This is a genomic window from Rhizobium sp. R711 (assembly GCF_002211365.1).
Lineage (GTDB): Bacteria > Pseudomonadota > Alphaproteobacteria > Rhizobiales > Rhizobiaceae > Rhizobium.
The window spans coordinates 754209-771545 of sequence record NZ_LOKZ01000001.1 but is presented as its reverse complement, the minus strand read 5'-3'; the positions used below and the strand labels follow the sequence as shown (position 1 = coordinate 771545).

Below are 17337 nucleotides of genomic sequence, written 5' to 3'. Positions count from 1 at the left end.
AGTCCCCGGGTGCCGATCCAAACGCCTTGTTGGAAACCTCACAGAACGATAGAATTGGCCCGTCAGCGGTTGCCCCATTGTGGAGGGCCAATGGAGCGGAGACTATCAGCTATCCTGGCCGCGGATGTCGTTGGATATTCCGCCCTGATGGAGCGCGACGGAGCCGGAACCTTCGACCGCCTACGGACCATCCGCGTCAAGCTACTCGAGCCCGAAATCGCGGCGCACCGGGGACGAATTTTCAAGTTGATGGGCGATGGACTCCTCATCGAATTCGGCAGCGTGCTCGACGCGGTCGAGTGCGCAGTCGCCCTGCAACGAGGGATGGCCATCGCAAGCCGCGATTTTCACGAGGGCGATCGGTTTGAAATGAGGATAGGTGTCAGTCTGGGAGAGGTGATTGTCGAGGGGGAGGACCTTTACGGTGACGAGGTGAACGTCGCGGCGCGGCTCCAGGAGCTGGCAGAGCCGGGCGGTATCTGTATTTCGAACAAGGTGGCCAATGAAGTCAGGAAACGATTAGATTTAGGACTTCAATCGCTCGGCGAGAAACGACTGAAAAACATCTCAGAGCCAATCGGAGCCTATTACATCGATTTCGAACACCCCGCGGGTAAGCCAGCTCGCCTTGGAACATCGAACATCAGCAACAAGCCGTCTGTTGCGATCCTGCCTTTTACGAGCTTTGGATTTGACGACGACTATTTTCCCGACGGCCTCGTCGACGACATCATTACTGCTTTGTCGAAGAACTCGGCGCTTTGCGTCGTCGCAAAGCACTCGAGCTTTGCTTATAAGGGGAAGGCCACCGACATCAGGCAGGTTGCGCGAGACCTTGGGGTTGGTTATGTTCTTGAGGGTAGTATCCGAAAGGCAGACGGCCGATATCGTATTACCGGGCAACTCCTATCCGGCGTCTCAGGCGTTCACATTTGGGCGGAAAAGTTCGAGGGCGGTCTGACGGACATCTTCGACTTACAGGACAGGCTCACGGATAGTATCGTCGGCGCAATCATCCCATCGGTGCAGCGGGCAGAGATAGAACGGGCAAGGCTGAAACGGCCGGAGAGCCTCGACGCTTATGACTTTTATCTCCGAGCGCTCCCCCATGCGTTCGCAAACACGCCGCGGGACACAGACCAAGCTATCACGCATCTTGCTGAAGCAGTTCGCCTCGACCCGGATTACGCGGTTGTGCATGCCTATTTGGCCTGGTGCTACGAGCAGCGATTTCTTCGTGGTGGTTATCATCCGCCGGATCGCGAGTGCGCGCTGTGGCATGCCAACCTCGCGCTTGACCAGGGACGCGACGATCCGCAGGTCCTGAGCATTGCTGGTTTTGTCTATTCAACGATAACCCACGACAATGACACCGCAATGCGGGCACTTGAGCGAGCACTGGAACTCAACCCGGACTCGGCGATCGCCAACAATTTCGGCGCTATGGTGGCAATGTTCTGCGAGCATTTCGATCGATCATGCCAATATGCCTGCAGGGCACTCGAATTGAGTCCTCTCGATCCACTCAACTACCACGCCCATCTTGCACTTTCGTGGGTCTGCTTCTTCCGCCGAGAGTATAAACAAGCCATCCATTGGTCGGAAACGGCACTTCGGTCGAACCCCGCATTCACGATTCTTCACGCCACGATGATCGCAAGCCAGGTGAATGCCGACCATTTGCAGAGTGCTCTGACATCCGCCAAGCGACTGCTTGATGTTGCTCCAACATGGACGATCAGCGGTTTCACACAGATGCGAGTGGTCCGTTCAGAACTGATGGACCAATTTGCCTTTGCCCTGCGCCAAGTAAATTTGCCGGAGTGACCGGTGCAGCATATCCGAAGGGTCAGAAGGCGACAAGCGGCCCTGGCCAGAATGCGCCATGAGCATGTGTAATCGGGCGGTCCCACAAGGGTCAAGCTCCCACGACAGTCCCGGCGTTGCCGAGATGAAGGGAGACAACGATGTTTTATGCTGCTTTAGACGTCTACTGTCGCTGCGTCAGTGGCGATCTGCATCATTGATCAGGAAGGAAACGTTCGGTTTGAACGGTCCGTTGCATCGGACGTGCCTGACCTGGTCCGGTGTCTGTGCGAGGTTGGCGAACCGATTCACCAGGTGGGCTGGAAGCTGGTACTCTTACCCAGCATCTCACCTACGGACTGAAAGAAGCAGGCTTTCACGTGGTGTGCATGGAGGCCCGCCAGGTCAATGCTGCTCCCTTGGCCATGCGCAACAAGATGGACAAGCACGACGCCCGTGGCATTGCACGAATCCTGCAGTCGGGTGGTATAGTCGGGTGCATGTAAAAAACGTCGACCAGCCATTACATTCGTGCACTGCTTACCAGCCGCAAGGTCAAGCAGCGGAAATGCATCGATCTGGAAAACGACATTCGAGGGCTATTGAAGGTCTTCGGTGTCAAACTGCCGATGCATCTCTCGCGCGGTTCATTCGATGCGGCTGTCCAGGACACGATAGAAAGCGATCTTGCTCTCTGCAACGCCCTCCTGCCGATGCTGCAGGCCAGGCAGATGCTTCTTGAAAACCTTCCTCGAACTTGATCAGCGTGTCCCAAGGGCAGCCCGCGAAGATGCTATTTGTATGCGCTTCATGAGCATCCTAGGCGTCGGCGAGATCACGGCTCTAAGCCGACGGGATCAGAAGGAGCTTGACCCAAATGCCCGATTAGAGAAGCGGTCATTCTACGCTTCGCGCCACGATAGAATTCCACGGGGTGCTTTGAGGCGCGACGTGTAAGCTGGCAATATTGAAGACCATGGAGGTGGCTCATGCCCCGTTTCCTTGCCGTTTACACCATGAAGCCAGAAGACTTCGCGTCTTTTCGAAGCCTGCCCAAAGTCGAGCAGGACGCTGTCGATGCTATCGGCATCAAACAGTGGGCGGCGTGGGAGGAAAGAAACGCTGCGTCTATCCTTGATCGTGGCGGCATGGTGGGAAAGACGACGCGCATCACCAGGGACGGCATCACCGACGCGGTCAATCCATTCTGCGGCTATCTCGTGGTCGAGGCCGAAACCGCAGATGCCACCGCAAGGCTTTTTCAGGACCACCCTCACACTACCGTCTTTCCTGGCGACGGCGTGGATATCATGCCCTTTTAACCTGACCTCCTCGACGGACCTTCTCATGATAGCGATGGGCGGGCGGCGGAGGCCTGCCTGGGGCCGGAAGGCAACAAATGATCCTAGCCGGTGCGCCGGCAGCAGTCATAGCAACCCGGGTAACGCCCGGAATATTGGCCCCATGGGACAAGGGCTAGTACCTCAGCACAGAGATTATGACTCTTTGGCGGTTGGGTTTGGGTAAGCCTTTGCGAGTTTGACGCGGGCCTGTTCGGTGGGGAACATCCATTTGATGCGAGCGCCGGTTTGGTTGCGGCGACCTTCCCAGGCGGCGACTTCGGCGATGAGACGATCGTGGCTTTCGATGCGGCGGCTGAGGCATTGGCTGCGCAGGACGCCGATTTCGATTTCGACCATATTGAGCCAGCTGGCATGCTTGGGCGTGTAATGGAACTCCAGCCTTCTGAGGATGCGACGCGCCTCTGCGGCCGGCAGGGCTTGGTAGAGGGCGGCCGACGTGTGGGTCGATAGATTGTCGAGTACGACACGGATGGTCTCGGCCTCAGGATAATGCAGATCGACGAGATCGCGCATGCAGTGGGCGAAGTCGCTGGCTGTACGCCGGGCGGTGACTTTTACCTTGCGCCAGGATCGATGGGCATCGAGGAAGACGAACAGGTTTGCAGTGCCATTGCGCTTGTATTCGCAGTCGTAGCGCTCCAGCCTTCCCGGTGCGGCCGGGATCGGCGCCGCACTTCGCCGATGAGCTGGGTCGGGCTTTCGTCGAAGCAGACCACCGGCCGCGCCGGGTCGGGCGCTTCAGCATAGAGGTCGAGTACATCCTCCATGCGCGCGACATACTCGGCGTCGATCTTGGGGATGCACCACATGTCTTTGCGCCATGGTTTGAGGTCGTTCTCGGCCAGGCGCCGGCGCACTGTCTCGCGCGACAACTGCTCGTGCTCGCTCAAGGCGACGAAGGCGTCGGCCAGCAACTGCAACGTCCAGCGGCTGCAACCCGGCGGCGGGCTGGAGCAGGCTGTGGCCACCAGCAGCGCTTCCTCCTTACCGGTCAGCTTGCGCTCCGCGCCCGGACGCGCCTCTTCGCTGAGCGCCGCCTCCAGACCCTGCTCCACGAAGCGTCGCTTGGTGCGGTAGACCGTGGAGCCGCTGGCCACCACGGTGGCGGCAATGGCCTCGTCACCCAGGCCCGCATCGGCGGCGAGCAGAATTTGTGCCCGCTTGAGCCTGCGCGCCGCATGCTTGCCGCCACTCAGCATGCTCAAAAGTGCGTCGCGTTCGGATTGGTCGAGATCGACACGATAGCGTATGTTCATCCGCAAGGCCTCCTTTAGGTATGGAGGTTCCGGATGAATCGAAAAATGAATCAATTACTTGACGGGCAGTCGACCAAAACACCCCGCTTCACCGACAAGCAGGGCCAGTATCTCGCCTTCATCTGGGCTTATAGCCAGATCAACAGCCGCGCGCCGGCCGAACGCGACCTGCAGCGCTATTTCGGCGTCACGCCGCCATCCGTCCACCAGATGATACTCACGCTCGAAAGCAACGGCTTGATCCGCAGGCAGCCCGGAACAGCCCGCAGCATAGAGTTACTCGTCGACCACAATACCCTGCCAACCTTGCAACCCGTCAAATCCTCTGTGCAGAGGTACTAGTTTCGGTTCTTATTTGCCCTTTTCGGTTTGGGAGGTGCTTCGGTCGCTGCCTCCGCCAAGCGGAGTGCACGGAGTTTTTCCGTCTTCTTCTGCCGGGCGGGTCGCCTCTTCGGCGAGAATGTCACTAGCGACCGACGTCGTTTGGTCTGATTTGGCCTGAGCGGAAGGCTTTTCAGGCTTGAAGAGATTGTCTTTCGTCGTGATCATGTTTCCTCCGTTTCGGCAAGCGTCGACTTGCCGATAGACTGGCAGGCGTCAGCGGCTTGGGCGAAGAACCTTCTTCTTTGGAGCCGGCAAGAGACCTTCGCGCTGGGCTTGCTTGCGAGCAAGCTTGCGGGCGCGGCGAACCGCCTCGCCTTTTTCGCGAGCCCGCTTCTCGGATGGCTTTTCATAAGCGCTTCGGGCCTTCATTTCGCGGAACAGTCCTTCGCGCTGCATTTTCTTCTTCAAGACGCGGAGGGCTTGATCGACGTTGTTATCCCTGACGAGTACCTGCAAAACTTCTCCTTAATCAGCCCTGCGGCTGTTATCTCTTGGTGCGGATCGCATCCGAATTGATCCAGCTCGATTTCGAGTTTTCCGGAATGGCTTGCGTTTCGATCGGCGAAAACGACGAAGGGGATGCCAGAACGTCGATGTCATCCTGGCGGATGCTCCGCTCGTAATTTTCGTTCTGGAACCGGACGCGATAGTGAACAAAGCCCTGGGCAGCAGGCAGGACAGACAGAATGCTGCCAGGACCGAGGGGTTGGGCGCTCCCGAGTATGCCTTGCTTCAGGACAATACTGTCGCCTGCTCTGTAATGACGGCGTGCCATGTCGTCCTCTGTATCAAAAGAAAAACAAAAGGCCGGGAATGTCCCGACCTTTCTTAGTCATCGCCTCCGCGCGCCAGTACATCCGTGGTCGCGTGAGGTCATGACGATTACCTTATTCTGCCCGCAGGTTATCCGCTGAGCTCTTGCCCGAGCGCTTGTCCTGCACGAGGTCGTAGCTGATCTTCTGGCCGTCTGCGAGAGAGCGCAAGCCAGCGCGTTCGACGGCGGAAATGTGGACGAAAACGTCCGCACTGCCGTTATCCGGCTGGATAAAACCAAAACCCTTGGTGGCGTTGAACCACTTGACTGTACCTGTATTCATAACGATTTCCTTTCAAAGCAACCGTTGTTTCTTCCGCGATACCTGCGGACCTAGATCGATTATTTGGAAGGAAATCTGGCGAGAGCGCGGCTCCCGAACGACGTCACAAGCAATGGTCGATACGGCTTATATAAGCTCAATTTCAGATTTGGCAACTGATAGTAATCAAACATTCGCGGGTTCACCGCACAACCACGACACCGCAGTTGGACGACGTGTCAGTCATCAATTGCGATCTTGCGTAGAAACCGGAATGAACCAAGAACAATAAAGGAACAGATTCGAGCCAGCGATGTGGTCAGGTTGTGGCAGGTTGCAGCGGCAGAACAAACCGGGCGATTTATCCGGATCGCGTAGAGTGGGAAATATGCAGACGGGCGATTACCCTCGAAAAACCGCGCCCCGTTGTGGCACGCGGTTACGAGGAGACGCTTAGCGCTTCCGCTCGATCGCGTCCCACAGCAGGGCGGCAATATCGGCGCCGCCGAATTTGCGGACCTCACGAATGCCTGTCGGCGACGTGACGTTGATCTCCGTCATGTAGTCGCCAATGACATCGATGCCGACAAAGAGGAAGCCGCGTTCCCTGAGCGCAGGGCCGATGCGCTTGCAGATTTCGATTTCGCGTGCCGTCAGTTCAGTCGCCTCGGCGCGTCCGCCGACATGCATGTTGGAACGGCTGTCGTGCTCAGCGGGGACGCGATTGATGGCACCGACCGGCTCGCCGTCGACGAGCAGGATGCGCTTGTCGCCGTTGCGCACATCAGGCAGATACTGCTGTGCGATGAAGGGCTCGCGGAAGAGCTGACCGAACATTTCGAGCAGCGACGACAGGTTGCGGTCGTCCCTGGTGGAGTGGAAGACGCCGGCGCCACCGTTGCCGTAGAGCGGCTTCAAGATGATGTCGCCCATCTCGTCGCGGAAACGGCGAATCTCGGCCGCATCCTTGGTGATCAGCGTCTTCGGCATCAGATCGGCAAATTCGGTGACGAAAATCTTCTCGGGAGAATTCCGAACCCAGGCCGGGTCATTGACGACGAGCGTCTTCGGGTGGATCCGCTCCAGCAGGTGCGTCGAGGTGATATAGGCCATGTCGAACGGCGGGTCCTGGCGCAGCAGGATGACATCCATCGTCGAGAGATCGACGCGTTCGGGCGCTCCGAGTTCGAAGTGATCGCCCTTGACGTCGCGCAGCACCATCGGCTCGACGGTGGCGTACAGATTGCCATCTCTGAAGCTCAGGCGGTCAGGCGTGTAATGGAAGAGCTTGTAGCCACGAGCCTGTGCTTCCAGGCTCATCGCAAAGGTGGAATCGCCCGCAATATTGATGCCGGCAACATGGTCCATTTGGACCGCTACATTCTTGATCTTGGCCATTTCCGTCCCTTAGCTGATGCCGGACAGATGTAGGCTGCAGAGGCATCGAAAGCAACGCCAATCAATGACGTCCGGCGCGGCGGATGGGCGAATTCCTCAGGCCGCGATGCCGCTCTTCGGCGCCTCGCCGCGCAACAGGCTGCGGAGCCAATAGGCAAGCGCAACCGGCTTCGGAAACGGCTTTCTAAGGAACGCGACCTTGCGGACATAATTGTCCACGCGCCAGCTTGCCCAGGTGCCCGCCGCGAAGAACGCGACGTCGCCCGCCTTCAGCGTGCGCTCCGTGCCGTCCTCGGCAACGATATGGACGTCGCCTTCAAGGATCATCACCGTTTCGTCCCAATAGAAGTACCAACGGAATTCGCCGGCGGTGCAGTCCCAGATCGCCGTATAGGCTGCATCGTCGTTGCTGCGGGAATGTTCACCGGTGCGCGCCTGCGGATTGCCGCTGACAATCCAGTCCGGATTGATCGGTGTCGCGTGCATGACGAAGTTGTCCCCGGACTTCGCTACGAATGTCTTTGCTTCTGGCTGCGGCAGATTCGGGAAAGGCACCACTCGCGCGGCCATCGCGACCACGCTTGCCAGCATCATATGAATACCCATGAGCAACCCCCGCCGCTATCAAACCCGCGTCGGGATAGCAGAGAGTCGTAAAGGCACCGTACAGGCGGTCCGTACAATTTGAGCGATCGATCAGCAGAAGACGTCAGGCGATTTCCGTTTTCACCGCGACGGTCCGCGAAGACGCCGTTTCGCCGATGCGCTTCCCCGTCTCATGGTTGAAGAAATGCAGTCTCTCGGCAGCCACGATCAGCCGCAGTTCGGACTTCAACTCTATTTCAGGAGACAGGACTGCCGTCAGCTGCTGATCGCCAAGATTTCCGTGCACGAGACGCTGGGAGCCGAGTTCCTCCACATAGTCTATCGCGACGGTCATGGCATGTTCGCCAGGACCCGCAAGGCGCAGGTCCTCGGCACGAATGCCGACGGTCACGGGCCCGGATGCGGGCGCATGACCCGCAAGGTCGATCACGCTTGGCCCCAAGGCGAGCTTGTCGCCATGCAGCTCACCCTTGAGCAGGTTCATGGCCGGAGAACCAATGAAGCTCGCGACAAAGGTGGAGGCCGGGGTATGGTAGACGTCGAGCGGGGCACCAATCTGCTCGATTTCGCCTCCGTTCAAAACCACCAACCGGTCGGCCAAGGTCATTGCTTCCAGCTGGTCGTGGGTGACGTAAATCGAGGTCGTGCCGAGACGGCGCTGCAGCCGCTTGATCTCGCCGCGCATCGAAATACGGAGCTTGGCGTCGAGGTTGGAGAGCGGTTCGTCGAACAGGAAGGCGGCCGGCTTCCGGACGATCGCGCGCCCCATGGCGACGCGCTGCCGCTGACCGCCCGAAAGGGCGCGCGGCTTGCGCTGGAGATAGGCTTCAAGCTGCAACATGCGGGCGGCTTCAGCAACGCGGGCGTCGATCTCCGCCTTCGGCGTCTTGCGGTTGCGCAGGCCGTAAGCGAGATTGTCGTAAACGGTCATATGCGGATAGAGCGCGTAGTTCTGGAAGACCATGGCGATGTCGCGTTCGGCAGGGTCAACCTTGTTGACGGCACGGTTGCCGATCTTGACCTCACCCTTGGAGATTTCCTCCAACCCAGCGACCATGCGCAAAAGCGTCGACTTCCCGCAGCCGGAGGGACCGACAAGGACGATGAATTCACCGTCCTTGATGTCAATGTTCACGGACTTCACCGCATGGACGTCCCCGGTATAGATCTTGGAGACCTGATTGATTTCGATGGCGGCCATCGGCGTTTCCTTTACTTGTCGCTTTCGGTGAGGCCCTTGATGAACCAGCGCTGGAATACCACGACGATGATGACAGGCGGCAGCATCGCGAGGATCGCGATGGCGAAGGCTTCGTTGTAATCGGGAATCTGCGCACCGACCCAGACCAGCAGGATCTGCTTGATGCCGCGCACCAGCGTGTAGAAGCTCTCGTCGTTGGTCATCAGCATCGGCCAGAGATACTGGTTCCAGCCGTAGACGAACATGATGATGAAGATGGCGGCCACCATCGTCTTCGAGAGCGGCACGATCACGTCGAAGAAGAACTTGATCGGACCGGCGCCATCGATGCGCGCTGCCTCGAGCAATTCATCCGGGATCGACTTGTAGAACTGCCGGAAATAGAAAGTGCCTGTGGCCGACGCCAAAAGCGGCACAATCATGCCGGTATAGGTGTTGATCAAGTGCAGCTGGTGCATGACCTCGTATGAGGGAAGAATACGGACTTCGAGCGGCAGCAGCAGCGTCGTGAAAATCATCCAGAAGAACAGAGTTGCGAGCCGGAAACGGAAGTAGACGATCGCATAGGCTGCGAGCATCGACAGGATGATCTTGCCGATGGCAAAACCAATCCCAAGGATCAGTGAGTTCACCAGCATGCGCATGCCTGTCACCTGTCCGGTGAAGCCGCCTTCGCGATTGAGCACGGTGCTGTAGGTCTCGGCGAAATGGTTGCCCCAGGTGAGGGTCAGACCCTGGCGATGGATTTCGGCGGCATCATGCGTTGAGGTGAAGAAGGCAACGACGACGGGCGCCATCATCACGAAGACGCCGCAGAGCAGGATGACGTGGTCGAATATCTTGAGACGGTACATCCGCGCTCCTCAATTGTAGTGAACGCGCCGCTCAAGGAAGCGGAACTGGAAGACGGTGAGCACGAAGACGACGATCATCAGGATCACCGACTGGGCCGAAGAGCCGCCGAGGTCGTTGCCGCGGAAGCCATCCATATAGACCTTGTAGACGAGCGTGATCGGGTTGTTGGCGGCCTTGTCCTTCACCATCACGTCGACGATGCCGAAGGTATCGAACAGCGAATAGGTGACGTTGATGACGAAGAGGAAGAAGGCGGTCGGCGCCAGCAGCGGCAAAATCACGGTCCAGAACCGGCGGAAGCCAGAGCGGCAGTCGAGCGCCGCGGCTTCGCGAACGGAAACGGGAATGCCCTGGAGGCCCGAGAGGAAGAAGATGAAATTATAGGGGATCTGCTTCCAGACGGAGACGACCACCATCGCAAAAGCCGTGTCGAAGTAGTTGAGGCCAATCTTCATGTCCCAACCGAACAAGGCGGCGAAACGCACGAAGGGGCCGATGTGCTGGTCGAAGAACATCATGCCGATCAGGCCCGCAACCGGCGGAGCGATCGCATACACCGAGATCAGCAGCGTCTTGTAGGTCGAGCTGCCGCGGATGACGGCATCGGCCTTGACGGCAAGAAGCAGGCCGAGCGAGAGCGAGAAGATGGTAACGAGCGCCGTGAAAATGGCGGTGAAGCCGGCGATCGAGCGGTACTCAGCGCTTTGCAGAACGCCCTTGTAGTTGTCGAAGCCGACGAAGCTGGAGCCGAAGCCGAACGGATCTTCAAGGAAAAACGAGGATTTGACCGCCTGGACGGACGGCCAATAGAAGAAAATGAAAATGACCGCCATCTGCGGCAGCAGGAAGAGATAAGGCAGCGTTGGCGACGAAAACTGCACGCGCTTCATGACGGGACCTTTTTTTGCAAAGCGGTTCCGGAGACGGCGGGCGCCTCCGGAACCGTTGTTTCAGCAATCGGCTAGATCAGCCGGCCGTCTTGGCGAAACGCTCGAGGAGCTGGTTGCCTTCCTTCTCGATGGTGTCAAAAGCGTCCTTGACGGAGGTTTCGCCCGAGAAGATGCGGCCGTATTCGCGTTCCATGATTTCGCGGATCTGCGGGTAGAAGCCGAGGCGGTAGCCCTTCGACCATTCGCCGTCTTCCAGCTTCAGCTGCTTGATGCCGACTTCAGCGACCGGCTCCTTGTCGTAGTAGCCTTCCTTCTTGGCGAGCTCGTAAGCTGCCTCGGTGATGGCGACGTAACCGGTTGCCTGGTGGTAGAACTTCTGGATCTCAGGCGAGGTCAGGAACTGGAAGAAGTCTGCAACGCACTTGTTCTCTTCAGCCGACTTGCCGGACATCGCAAAGAGTGCAGCACCGCCGATGAAGCTGTGGGTGCCGGCACCCTTGATCGAACCCCAGTATGGCAGGAAAGTTGCCGAGAAGGGCATCGTAGCCGTCTTCTTCAGGCCGCCGAAGGAGCCCGAGGAGCCAACCCAGAGGGCGACCTTACCTTCTTCGAAGGGCTTCTGGTTGTCGCTCCAGCCGGCACCGTAGTACTTGAAGTAGCCCTCATCGGACCAAGCCTTCAGCTTCTCGAACATCATGATGAGGTTCGGGTCGGTGACCTTGAGCTTGGTGTCGACGACGCTGTCGTAGCCGTTGTTGTTGCTGGCGAACTGGATGTTGTTGCGCGAGAAGAAGTTCTCGGTGAACTCCCAGGTCAGCTGAGACTGGACGAGCGGGATGTAGCCGGCTTCCTTGAGCTTCGGCGCAATCGCCTCGAACTCTTCCCAGGTCTTCGGGGCTTCGACGCCAGCCTTCTTCAACGCTTCCGGATTGATGTACATGATCGGAGCGGAGGAGTTGAACGGCATGCCGACGAACTTGCCGTCAGCGGCAGCGTAGAAATAACGAACGCCCGGAATGAAGGCATTGCGATCGAACTTGTAGCCGGCGTCCTTGATCAGATCTTCGGCAGGAACGACAGCACCCTTGGCGTTGATGATGGTTGCGGCACCCGCGTCGAAGACCTGCAGGATGTTCGGCTGCTCGCCGGAGCGGAAGGCAGCGATGCCGGCAGCAAGCGCTTCTTCGTAGGTGCCCTTGCTGACCGGGGTCAGAGCGCAGGACGACTGCGCGGCGTTGAACTTCTGTGCAACCTCATTGATGACTTCGCCGTTGCGGCCGCCCATACCGTGCCACCAGGTGATGTTGGTCGCAGCAAAGGACGACGAGGCCGAAAAGCTGACCGCCATTGCGGCCATGGAAATCTTCTTGAACATGGCTAATCCCTCTCCACCAGTTGTTGGGGTGAGGAGTGCAATAGAGGCCTTCCATGACGCCTCCTTAATGGTTTGATGACAGGAGTGTTACAGTGGAGGCTTTTTGCACGCGATTGCAAGCAGCTCAGAAGGCATTCGGAAGTGGCGCGGCAGGCGGCCAGGCAGGATGGCCACAATGTCGTAACGCTGCGAAAGCACAGCATAATCGCGTTGCCTCACCAACCACAGATCGCTGGCAGCTTTGCGCCGTTGGCGACACCGCGTCGATGGCGCTCATGTGGTCACGGCGCGCCATCACTTCCACGAAAATCGCCAGATTGCGCTTGCGTGCAATGATGTCGATCTCACCGAGCTTCGTACGGTAGCGCAGGGCGACGATGCGATAGCCCTTCAGCATGAGATAGATCGCGGCGAGATGCTCGGAGATATAACCCCGGCGGAGAGCCTGCGGCGGTCGCTGGCGGCAGCCCTATCGCCCATCGCCACCCTTCATGTCGAGGAGGCGCTGGTAGAGCTCCTTCTTGGAAATGCCCGTGAGCCGCGAGGCTTCGGCGGCGGCCTTGGAGGTGGATAAAGTCCTGGCCAGGTCGGCCAAGATCGCATCGACATCCGCGGCTTCGACAACGCGCTCGGGAGGCGGACCAACGACGAGCACGATCTCGCCTTTGACGCTGTCGACGTCGGCATAGTGGCCAGCAAGCTCCGCCAGCGTGCCACGCCGAAACTCTTCGTAGGTCTTCGTCAATTCACGGCAGACGGATGCGGCGCGATCACCGCCGAGCACATCGGCGGCGGCGGCCAGCGTTGCGGCTATACGGTGCGGCGATTCAAAGAACATCAGCGTTGCGGGAACGGCCTCGAATTCGGCCAGCCGATCGCGGCGGGCCTTGTCCTTGGTCGGCAGAAACCCGGCAAAGAGAAAGGCGTCATTGGGCAGGCCGGAGCCGACCAAAGCGGCAAGCGGCGCCGAAGCCCCGGGGATCGGCACGACACGATAGCCGGCCTCGATGGCGTTTTGCGCAAGACGATAGCCGGGATCCGAGACCAGCGGCGTCCCGGCGTCGGAGACGAGAGCGACGGACTTGCCGGCTTCCAGCGCCTGCAAGAGCCGTGGCCCGGCCTCGTCGGCATTGTGTTCATGGTAGGGATAGGGCCGGTTTTGAATACCATAGCGGTCAAGCAGGACGCGGGTGACGCGGGTGTCTTCGCAGGCCAGCACATCGGCGCCGGCAAGTGTTTCCAATGCACGCAGCGTGATGTCGCCGAGATTGCCGATCGGCGTCGCGACGAGGTAAAGCGCCGGCTCCAACGGCCGTGCCGGAATGGGCATATTGTGCAGGCGAAAGCTGCGTTGCCTGCCACCTTCGGCCATCACATCGTCATTGCTCAAGACAATTTCACTTTCTTTGACTTCGCGCCTTTATGGGCGAGGCCTTGCAGTTCGGCAAGGCCGCTGCGATTTCTGTGAGCATTGCGCGGGAAAACGGCAATTGCATTGACGCTTCCGCTGGTACCTCTTGCAATCGGTCGCAAAATCCTGCCATTTTGCCTGTCCACTCTCTGGTCCCTCTTGGGCAAAAGCATTCCTTGCGGCGCGCAACATGCGCGCTCAAGCAGTAACGGTCGAAAGCGGTAGCATCCCATGCGTATTACAATTGAGCGGTCCAACCTTTTGAAGTCGCTGAACCACGTGCATCGCGTGGTCGAACGCCGGAACACGATCCCGATCCTGTCCAACATCCTGCTGCGCGCCGAGGGCCAGAACCTCGACATGAAGGCGACCGATCTCGATCTCGAAGTGACCGAAGCGACACCAGCCAATGTCGAACAGGCCGGCGCAACGACCGTTCCCGCCCATCTTCTTTACGATATCGTGCGCAAGCTGCCGGATGGTTCCGAAGTCCTGCTGGCGACCAGCACCGATGGCGGCTCGATGTCGGTTCAGTCCGGCCGCTCGAAGTTCTCGCTGCAGTGCCTGCCGGAATCCGACTTCCCTGACCTCACTGCCGGTACCTTCAGCCACACCTTCAAGCTGAAGGCGACCGACCTCAAGATGCTGATCGATCGCACGCAGTTCGCGATCTCGACCGAGGAAACCCGTTACTACCTCAACGGCATTTTCTTCCACACCATCGAGAGCAAGGGCGACCTGAAGTTGCGCGCCGTCGCAACCGACGGCCACCGCCTCGCCCGCGCCGACGTGAATGCGCCGTCCGGCTCGGAAGGCATGCCCGGCATCATCATCCCGCGCAAGACCGTGGGCGAACTGCAGAAGCTTGTCGATGTGCCGGATGCGATCGTGACCGTCGAAGTTTCCGACGCCAAGATCCGCCTCAGCATCGGCTCGATCGTCATGACCTCGAAGCTGATCGACGGCACCTTCCCGGATTACCAGCGCGTCATTCCGGCCAACAACGACAAGGAAATGCGCGTCGATTGCACGACGTTTGCGCAGGCCGTCGACCGCGTCTCGACGATCTCTTCCGAGCGCGGCCGGGCAGTCAAGCTCGCCATCTCCGACGGCCAGCTTCTGCTTACCGTCAACAATCCGGATTCGGGTAGCGCGACCGAGGAAGTCGCGGTCGGCTATGATACCGACTCGATGGAAATCGGCTTCAATGCAAAATATCTGCTCGACATTACGGCACAGCTTTCCGGCGAGGAAGCGATCTTCCTGCTTGCCGATGCCGGCTCGCCGACGCTCATTCGCGACACGACCGGCGACGACGCTCTCTACGTGCTGATGCCGATGCGCGTCTAATCGCGCGTCGCATTTGCCGTACAAACTTTGCCAATTGCGACGTCCGGTCTTGTTTTTCGGCCCGACTAACTGCAATTAAAGACCGGGCTGCTTTGTTGCTGCATATCTAGGAGGATGGTGGAATGGCGTTGCGCCTGAAGGAACGGCTGGGCAAGAAGTTTGACGAAGAGATCCGCTTCTTCAAGGGAATGATGCAGGGGCCGAAGACTGTCGGTTCGATTGTTCCCACCTCCTCCATTACCGCACGCAAGATGGCGAGCATTGTCAACCTGCACTCCGGATTGCCAGTCCTCGAGCTCGGACCTGGCACGGGCGCGATCACCAAGGCAATTCTCGGACGGGGCGTGAAGCCGGAGAACCTGGTCGCCGTCGAGTATTCAACGGATTTCTACGAGCACCTGGTTCGACTCTATCCGGGCGTGAACTTCATCAATGGCGATGCGTTCAATCTCGACAAGACGCTCGGCGCCATGAAGGATCAGAAGTTTGATTCCGTCGTGTCTGCCGTCCCGCTGCTGAACTTCCCGATGCAGGCCCGCATCGCGCTTCTCGAGAGTCTGCTCGACCGTCTGCCGGCTGGCCGCCCCGTCGTCCAGATCTCTTATGGCCCGGTCTCGCCGATCATCGCGCGGCCGGATCGCTATCACATACAGCACTTCGACTTCATCGTGCGGAACATTCCGCCTGCGCAGCTTTGGATTTACCGGCGCGGCTGAACCTTTGTTCGGCCTCTATATCACCCATCCGCAAGTGAAGATCGATCCGGCTGTCCCCGTACCAAAATGGGGGCTGTCGGAGATTGGCGCTACGCGCGCCCACAAAGCGGCCGAAAGCGACTGGGCAAAGCAGTTGCGACGCATCATTTCCAGCGACGAGACGAAGGCGATCGAGACCGCCGAGATCCTTGCCGCCACGGCAGGGCTGACCATCGAGATCGTCCACGGCATGCATGAAAACGACCGCTCGGCAACCGGCTTCCTGCCGCCGCCGGAGTTCGAGAAGGCGGCCGACTGGTTCTTTGCGCATCCCGCAGAGAGCTTCAGGGGCTGGGAACGCGCCATCGACGCGCAACGGCGGATTGTCTCGGCCGTCACCGATATTCTCGCGTCGCACGATCCCACCTCGCCTGTTGCTTTCATCGGGCATGGGGGTGTCGGCACGTTGCTGAAGTGTCATCTGCAGGGTCGCCCCATCCAACGCGACGGCGACCAGCCGGGCGGCGGTGGCAATCTCTATTGTTTGAGCCTTGCGGATCAGCGGCTATCGTGCGACTGGACGCCCATCGAAGAGTGGCAGGGATGGATGTGAGATGGATGCACGCGAACGCCTGATCGTCGGGCTGGATGTTCCAACGCTTGGCGAAGCCGAAAAGATCGTCGATACGCTTGGCGACGACGTCGTTTTCTACAAGGTCGGCTATCAGCTCGCCTTTGCCGGTGGCCTGGAGTTCGCGCGCGACCTTGCCAAGAGCGGCAAGAAGGTCTTCCTCGATATGAAGCTGCTCGACATCGACAACACCGTCGCGTCAGGCGTTGAAAACATCGTCAAGATGGGCATGTCGATGCTGACCCTACACGCCTATCCGAAGGCCATGAAGGCCGCGGTCGAGGCCGCGAAGGGCTCTGATCTCTGCCTCCTCGGCGTCACCGTGCTGACATCGATGGACGAGCAGGATCTGATTTCCGCCGGCTACGAATACGATCCGCATACGCTGGTCCTGCGCCGCGCCGAACAGGCTCATCTCGCCGGCATGGGCGGCATCGTTTGTTCCGCCGAGGAGTCCTCGGCCGTACGCAAGATCATCGGCCCCGACATGGCGCTTGTCACGCCGGGCATTCGCCCTGCCGGTGCCGACAAGGGCGATCAGAAGCGCGTGATGACGCCGGCTGCCGCGCTGCAGGCCGGCTCCAGCCATCTCGTCGTTGGCCGCCCGATCGTCAAGGCAGCCGATCCGAAGGAAGCTGCCCGGGCGATCCTCGCCGAGATGTCGGCTGCCCTTCAATAAACAGTGAGCCAGGGAGCATCTAAGATGGCAAAGGGATATTGGATTGCGCGCGTCGATGTTCGCGATGCGGAGCGTTACAAGGATTATGTCGCGGCGGCGAAACCGGCCTTCGAAAAGTACGGCGCCAACTTCCTCGCCCGTGGCGGCGCGATCACCGAGCTTGAAGGCAAGGCGCGGGCACGCAACGTGGTGATCGAGTTTCCTTCGATGCAGCACGCCGTCGATTGCTACAATTCGCCGGAATACCAGATCGCGGCGAAAATCCGCCAGGAAGTCGCCGACGCCGAGATGGTCGTCGTCGAAGGCGTCTAGAACGGGTTCTCAGCGGTGAGAACTGCGGCGCGATAGCCCTTTTCGTCG

General features: G+C 59.2%; 18 protein-coding genes and 2 pseudogenes. 8 read left to right on the top strand and 12 right to left on the bottom strand.

Annotated elements, in window-relative coordinates:
* The first annotated feature begins 90 nt into the window (after positions 1–90).
* Together ATY80_RS03720 and ATY80_RS03715 are read left to right on the top strand one after the other, a co-directional pair.
* Positions 91–1827, top strand: coding sequence for an adenylate/guanylate cyclase domain-containing protein (locus tag ATY80_RS03720; protein ID WP_088691100.1), 1737 nt, complete (start codon positions 91–93; stop codon positions 1825–1827).
* 968 nt (positions 1828–2795) lie between these two features.
* Positions 2796–3128 (top strand): hypothetical protein, encoded by a 333-nt coding sequence (locus ATY80_RS03715; protein WP_189637076.1) that lies wholly within the window; start codon positions 2796–2798, stop codon positions 3126–3128.
* A 174-nt stretch (positions 3129–3302) separates the two neighbouring features.
* Here ATY80_RS03715 and ATY80_RS03710 read toward each other — a convergent pair.
* A pseudogene (locus ATY80_RS03710) lies at positions 3303–4426 on the bottom strand (IS630 family transposase).
* Between the two features lie 33 nt (positions 4427–4459).
* Between ATY80_RS03710 and ATY80_RS03705 the strand changes: the two are divergent.
* Complete coding sequence (locus ATY80_RS03705) at positions 4460–4768, top strand: helix-turn-helix domain-containing protein (protein WP_245306745.1); 309 nt, start codon at positions 4460–4462, stop codon at positions 4766–4768.
* Between the two features lie 255 nt (positions 4769–5023).
* On the opposite strand, the gene rpsU is transcribed toward ATY80_RS03705, so the two are convergent.
* From rpsU to rsmI, 11 genes and pseudogenes are all read right to left on the bottom strand, one after another.
* On the bottom strand, positions 5024–5266 hold the full coding sequence (gene rpsU, locus ATY80_RS03695) for a 30S ribosomal protein S21 (RefSeq protein WP_088691099.1): 243 nt from the start codon (positions 5264–5266) through the stop codon (positions 5024–5026).
* A 28-nt stretch (positions 5267–5294) separates the two neighbouring features.
* A complete protein-coding gene (locus ATY80_RS03690; protein WP_088691098.1) occupies positions 5295–5585 on the bottom strand; it encodes a cold-shock protein in 291 nt (96 codons plus the stop codon).
* Between the two features lie 112 nt (positions 5586–5697).
* On the bottom strand, positions 5698–5907 hold the full coding sequence (locus tag ATY80_RS03685; RefSeq protein ID WP_088691097.1) for a cold-shock protein: 210 nt from the start codon (positions 5905–5907) through the stop codon (positions 5698–5700).
* A 432-nt stretch (positions 5908–6339) separates the two neighbouring features.
* On the bottom strand, positions 6340–7284 hold the full coding sequence (gene gshB / locus ATY80_RS03680; RefSeq protein ID WP_088691096.1) for a glutathione synthase: 945 nt from the start codon (positions 7282–7284) through the stop codon (positions 6340–6342).
* Positions 7285–7380: 96 nt separating this feature from the next.
* A complete protein-coding gene (locus tag ATY80_RS03675; protein WP_088691095.1) occupies positions 7381–7890 on the bottom strand; it encodes a cupin domain-containing protein in 510 nt (169 codons plus the stop codon).
* A gap of 103 nt (positions 7891–7993) precedes the next feature.
* Positions 7994–9091 carry a sn-glycerol-3-phosphate ABC transporter ATP-binding protein UgpC gene (gene ugpC / locus ATY80_RS03670; RefSeq protein WP_088691094.1) on the bottom strand — a complete coding sequence of 366 codons (1098 nt, stop codon included), beginning with the start codon at positions 9089–9091 and terminating at the stop codon, positions 7994–7996.
* A gap of 11 nt (positions 9092–9102) precedes the next feature.
* Positions 9103–9945, bottom strand: a complete 843-nt coding sequence (gene ugpE / locus ATY80_RS03665; protein WP_088691093.1) for a sn-glycerol-3-phosphate ABC transporter permease UgpE — start codon at positions 9943–9945, stop codon at positions 9103–9105.
* A gap of 9 nt (positions 9946–9954) precedes the next feature.
* Positions 9955–10836: an ABC transporter permease subunit gene (locus tag ATY80_RS03660; protein WP_088691092.1), complete on the bottom strand. Its 882-nt coding sequence runs from the start codon at positions 10834–10836 to the stop codon at positions 9955–9957.
* A gap of 76 nt (positions 10837–10912) precedes the next feature.
* Complete coding sequence (locus tag ATY80_RS03655) at positions 10913–12211, bottom strand: extracellular solute-binding protein (RefSeq protein ID WP_088691091.1); 1299 nt, start codon at positions 12209–12211, stop codon at positions 10913–10915.
* Positions 12212–12298: 87 nt separating this feature from the next.
* Positions 12299–12638: pseudogene (locus ATY80_RS03650) on the bottom strand (YraN family protein).
* A gap of 42 nt (positions 12639–12680) precedes the next feature.
* Positions 12681–13583 (bottom strand): 16S rRNA (cytidine(1402)-2'-O)-methyltransferase, encoded by a 903-nt coding sequence (gene rsmI / locus ATY80_RS03645; RefSeq protein WP_088691481.1) that lies wholly within the window; start codon positions 13581–13583, stop codon positions 12681–12683.
* 270 nt (positions 13584–13853) lie between these two features.
* Between rsmI and dnaN the strand changes: the two genes are divergently transcribed.
* From dnaN to ATY80_RS03615, 5 genes are all read left to right on the top strand, one after another.
* Entirely contained in the window at positions 13854–14972 is a 1119-nt protein-coding gene (dnaN, locus tag ATY80_RS03635; RefSeq protein ID WP_088691089.1) for a DNA polymerase III subunit beta, read from the top strand.
* Positions 14973–15094: 122 nt separating this feature from the next.
* A complete protein-coding gene (gene pmtA / locus ATY80_RS03630) occupies positions 15095–15688 on the top strand; it encodes a phospholipid N-methyltransferase PmtA (protein ID WP_088691088.1) in 594 nt (197 codons plus the stop codon).
* Between the two features lie 4 nt (positions 15689–15692).
* Complete coding sequence (locus ATY80_RS03625) at positions 15693–16280, top strand: histidine phosphatase family protein (RefSeq protein WP_088691087.1); 588 nt, start codon at positions 15693–15695, stop codon at positions 16278–16280.
* A 1-nt stretch (position 16281) separates the two neighbouring features.
* A complete protein-coding gene (gene pyrF, locus ATY80_RS03620) occupies positions 16282–16977 on the top strand; it encodes an orotidine-5'-phosphate decarboxylase (RefSeq protein ID WP_088691086.1) in 696 nt (231 codons plus the stop codon).
* A 24-nt stretch (positions 16978–17001) separates the two neighbouring features.
* Complete coding sequence (locus ATY80_RS03615) at positions 17002–17289, top strand: DUF1330 domain-containing protein (protein WP_088691085.1); 288 nt, start codon at positions 17002–17004, stop codon at positions 17287–17289.
* The last annotated feature ends 48 nt before the right edge of the window (positions 17290–17337 follow it).

Excerpts from the sequence above, each read along its gene's own strand:
- ATY80_RS03720 (WP_088691100.1), top strand. The coding sequence starts at position 91 with ATGGAGCGGAGACTATCAGCTATCCTGGCCGCGGATGTCGTTGGATAT.
- ATY80_RS03715 (WP_189637076.1), top strand. The coding sequence starts at position 2,796 with ATGCCCCGTTTCCTTGCCGTTTACACCATGAAGCCAGAAGACTTCGCG.
- ATY80_RS03705 (WP_245306745.1), top strand. The coding sequence starts at position 4,460 with ATGAATCGAAAAATGAATCAATTACTTGACGGGCAGTCGACCAAAACA.
- ATY80_RS03690 (WP_088691098.1), bottom strand. The coding sequence starts at position 5,585 with ATGGCACGCCGTCATTACAGAGCAGGCGACAGTATTGTCCTGAAGCAA.
- ATY80_RS03685 (WP_088691097.1), bottom strand. The coding sequence starts at position 5,907 with ATGAATACAGGTACAGTCAAGTGGTTCAACGCCACCAAGGGTTTTGGT.
- gshB (WP_088691096.1), bottom strand. The coding sequence starts at position 7,284 with ATGGCCAAGATCAAGAATGTAGCGGTCCAAATGGACCATGTTGCCGGC.
- ATY80_RS03675 (WP_088691095.1), bottom strand. The coding sequence starts at position 7,890 with ATGGGTATTCATATGATGCTGGCAAGCGTGGTCGCGATGGCCGCGCGA.
- ugpC (WP_088691094.1), bottom strand. The coding sequence starts at position 9,091 with ATGGCCGCCATCGAAATCAATCAGGTCTCCAAGATCTATACCGGGGAC.
- ugpE (WP_088691093.1), bottom strand. The coding sequence starts at position 9,945 with ATGTACCGTCTCAAGATATTCGACCACGTCATCCTGCTCTGCGGCGTC.
- ATY80_RS03660 (WP_088691092.1), bottom strand. The coding sequence starts at position 10,836 with ATGAAGCGCGTGCAGTTTTCGTCGCCAACGCTGCCTTATCTCTTCCTG.
- ATY80_RS03655 (WP_088691091.1), bottom strand. The coding sequence starts at position 12,211 with ATGTTCAAGAAGATTTCCATGGCCGCAATGGCGGTCAGCTTTTCGGCC.
- rsmI (WP_088691481.1), bottom strand. The coding sequence starts at position 13,583 with ATGGCCGAAGGTGGCAGGCAACGCAGCTTTCGCCTGCACAATATGCCC.
- dnaN (WP_088691089.1), top strand. The coding sequence starts at position 13,854 with ATGCGTATTACAATTGAGCGGTCCAACCTTTTGAAGTCGCTGAACCAC.
- pmtA (WP_088691088.1), top strand. The coding sequence starts at position 15,095 with ATGGCGTTGCGCCTGAAGGAACGGCTGGGCAAGAAGTTTGACGAAGAG.
- pyrF (WP_088691086.1), top strand. The coding sequence starts at position 16,282 with ATGGATGCACGCGAACGCCTGATCGTCGGGCTGGATGTTCCAACGCTT.
- ATY80_RS03615 (WP_088691085.1), top strand. The coding sequence starts at position 17,002 with ATGGCAAAGGGATATTGGATTGCGCGCGTCGATGTTCGCGATGCGGAG.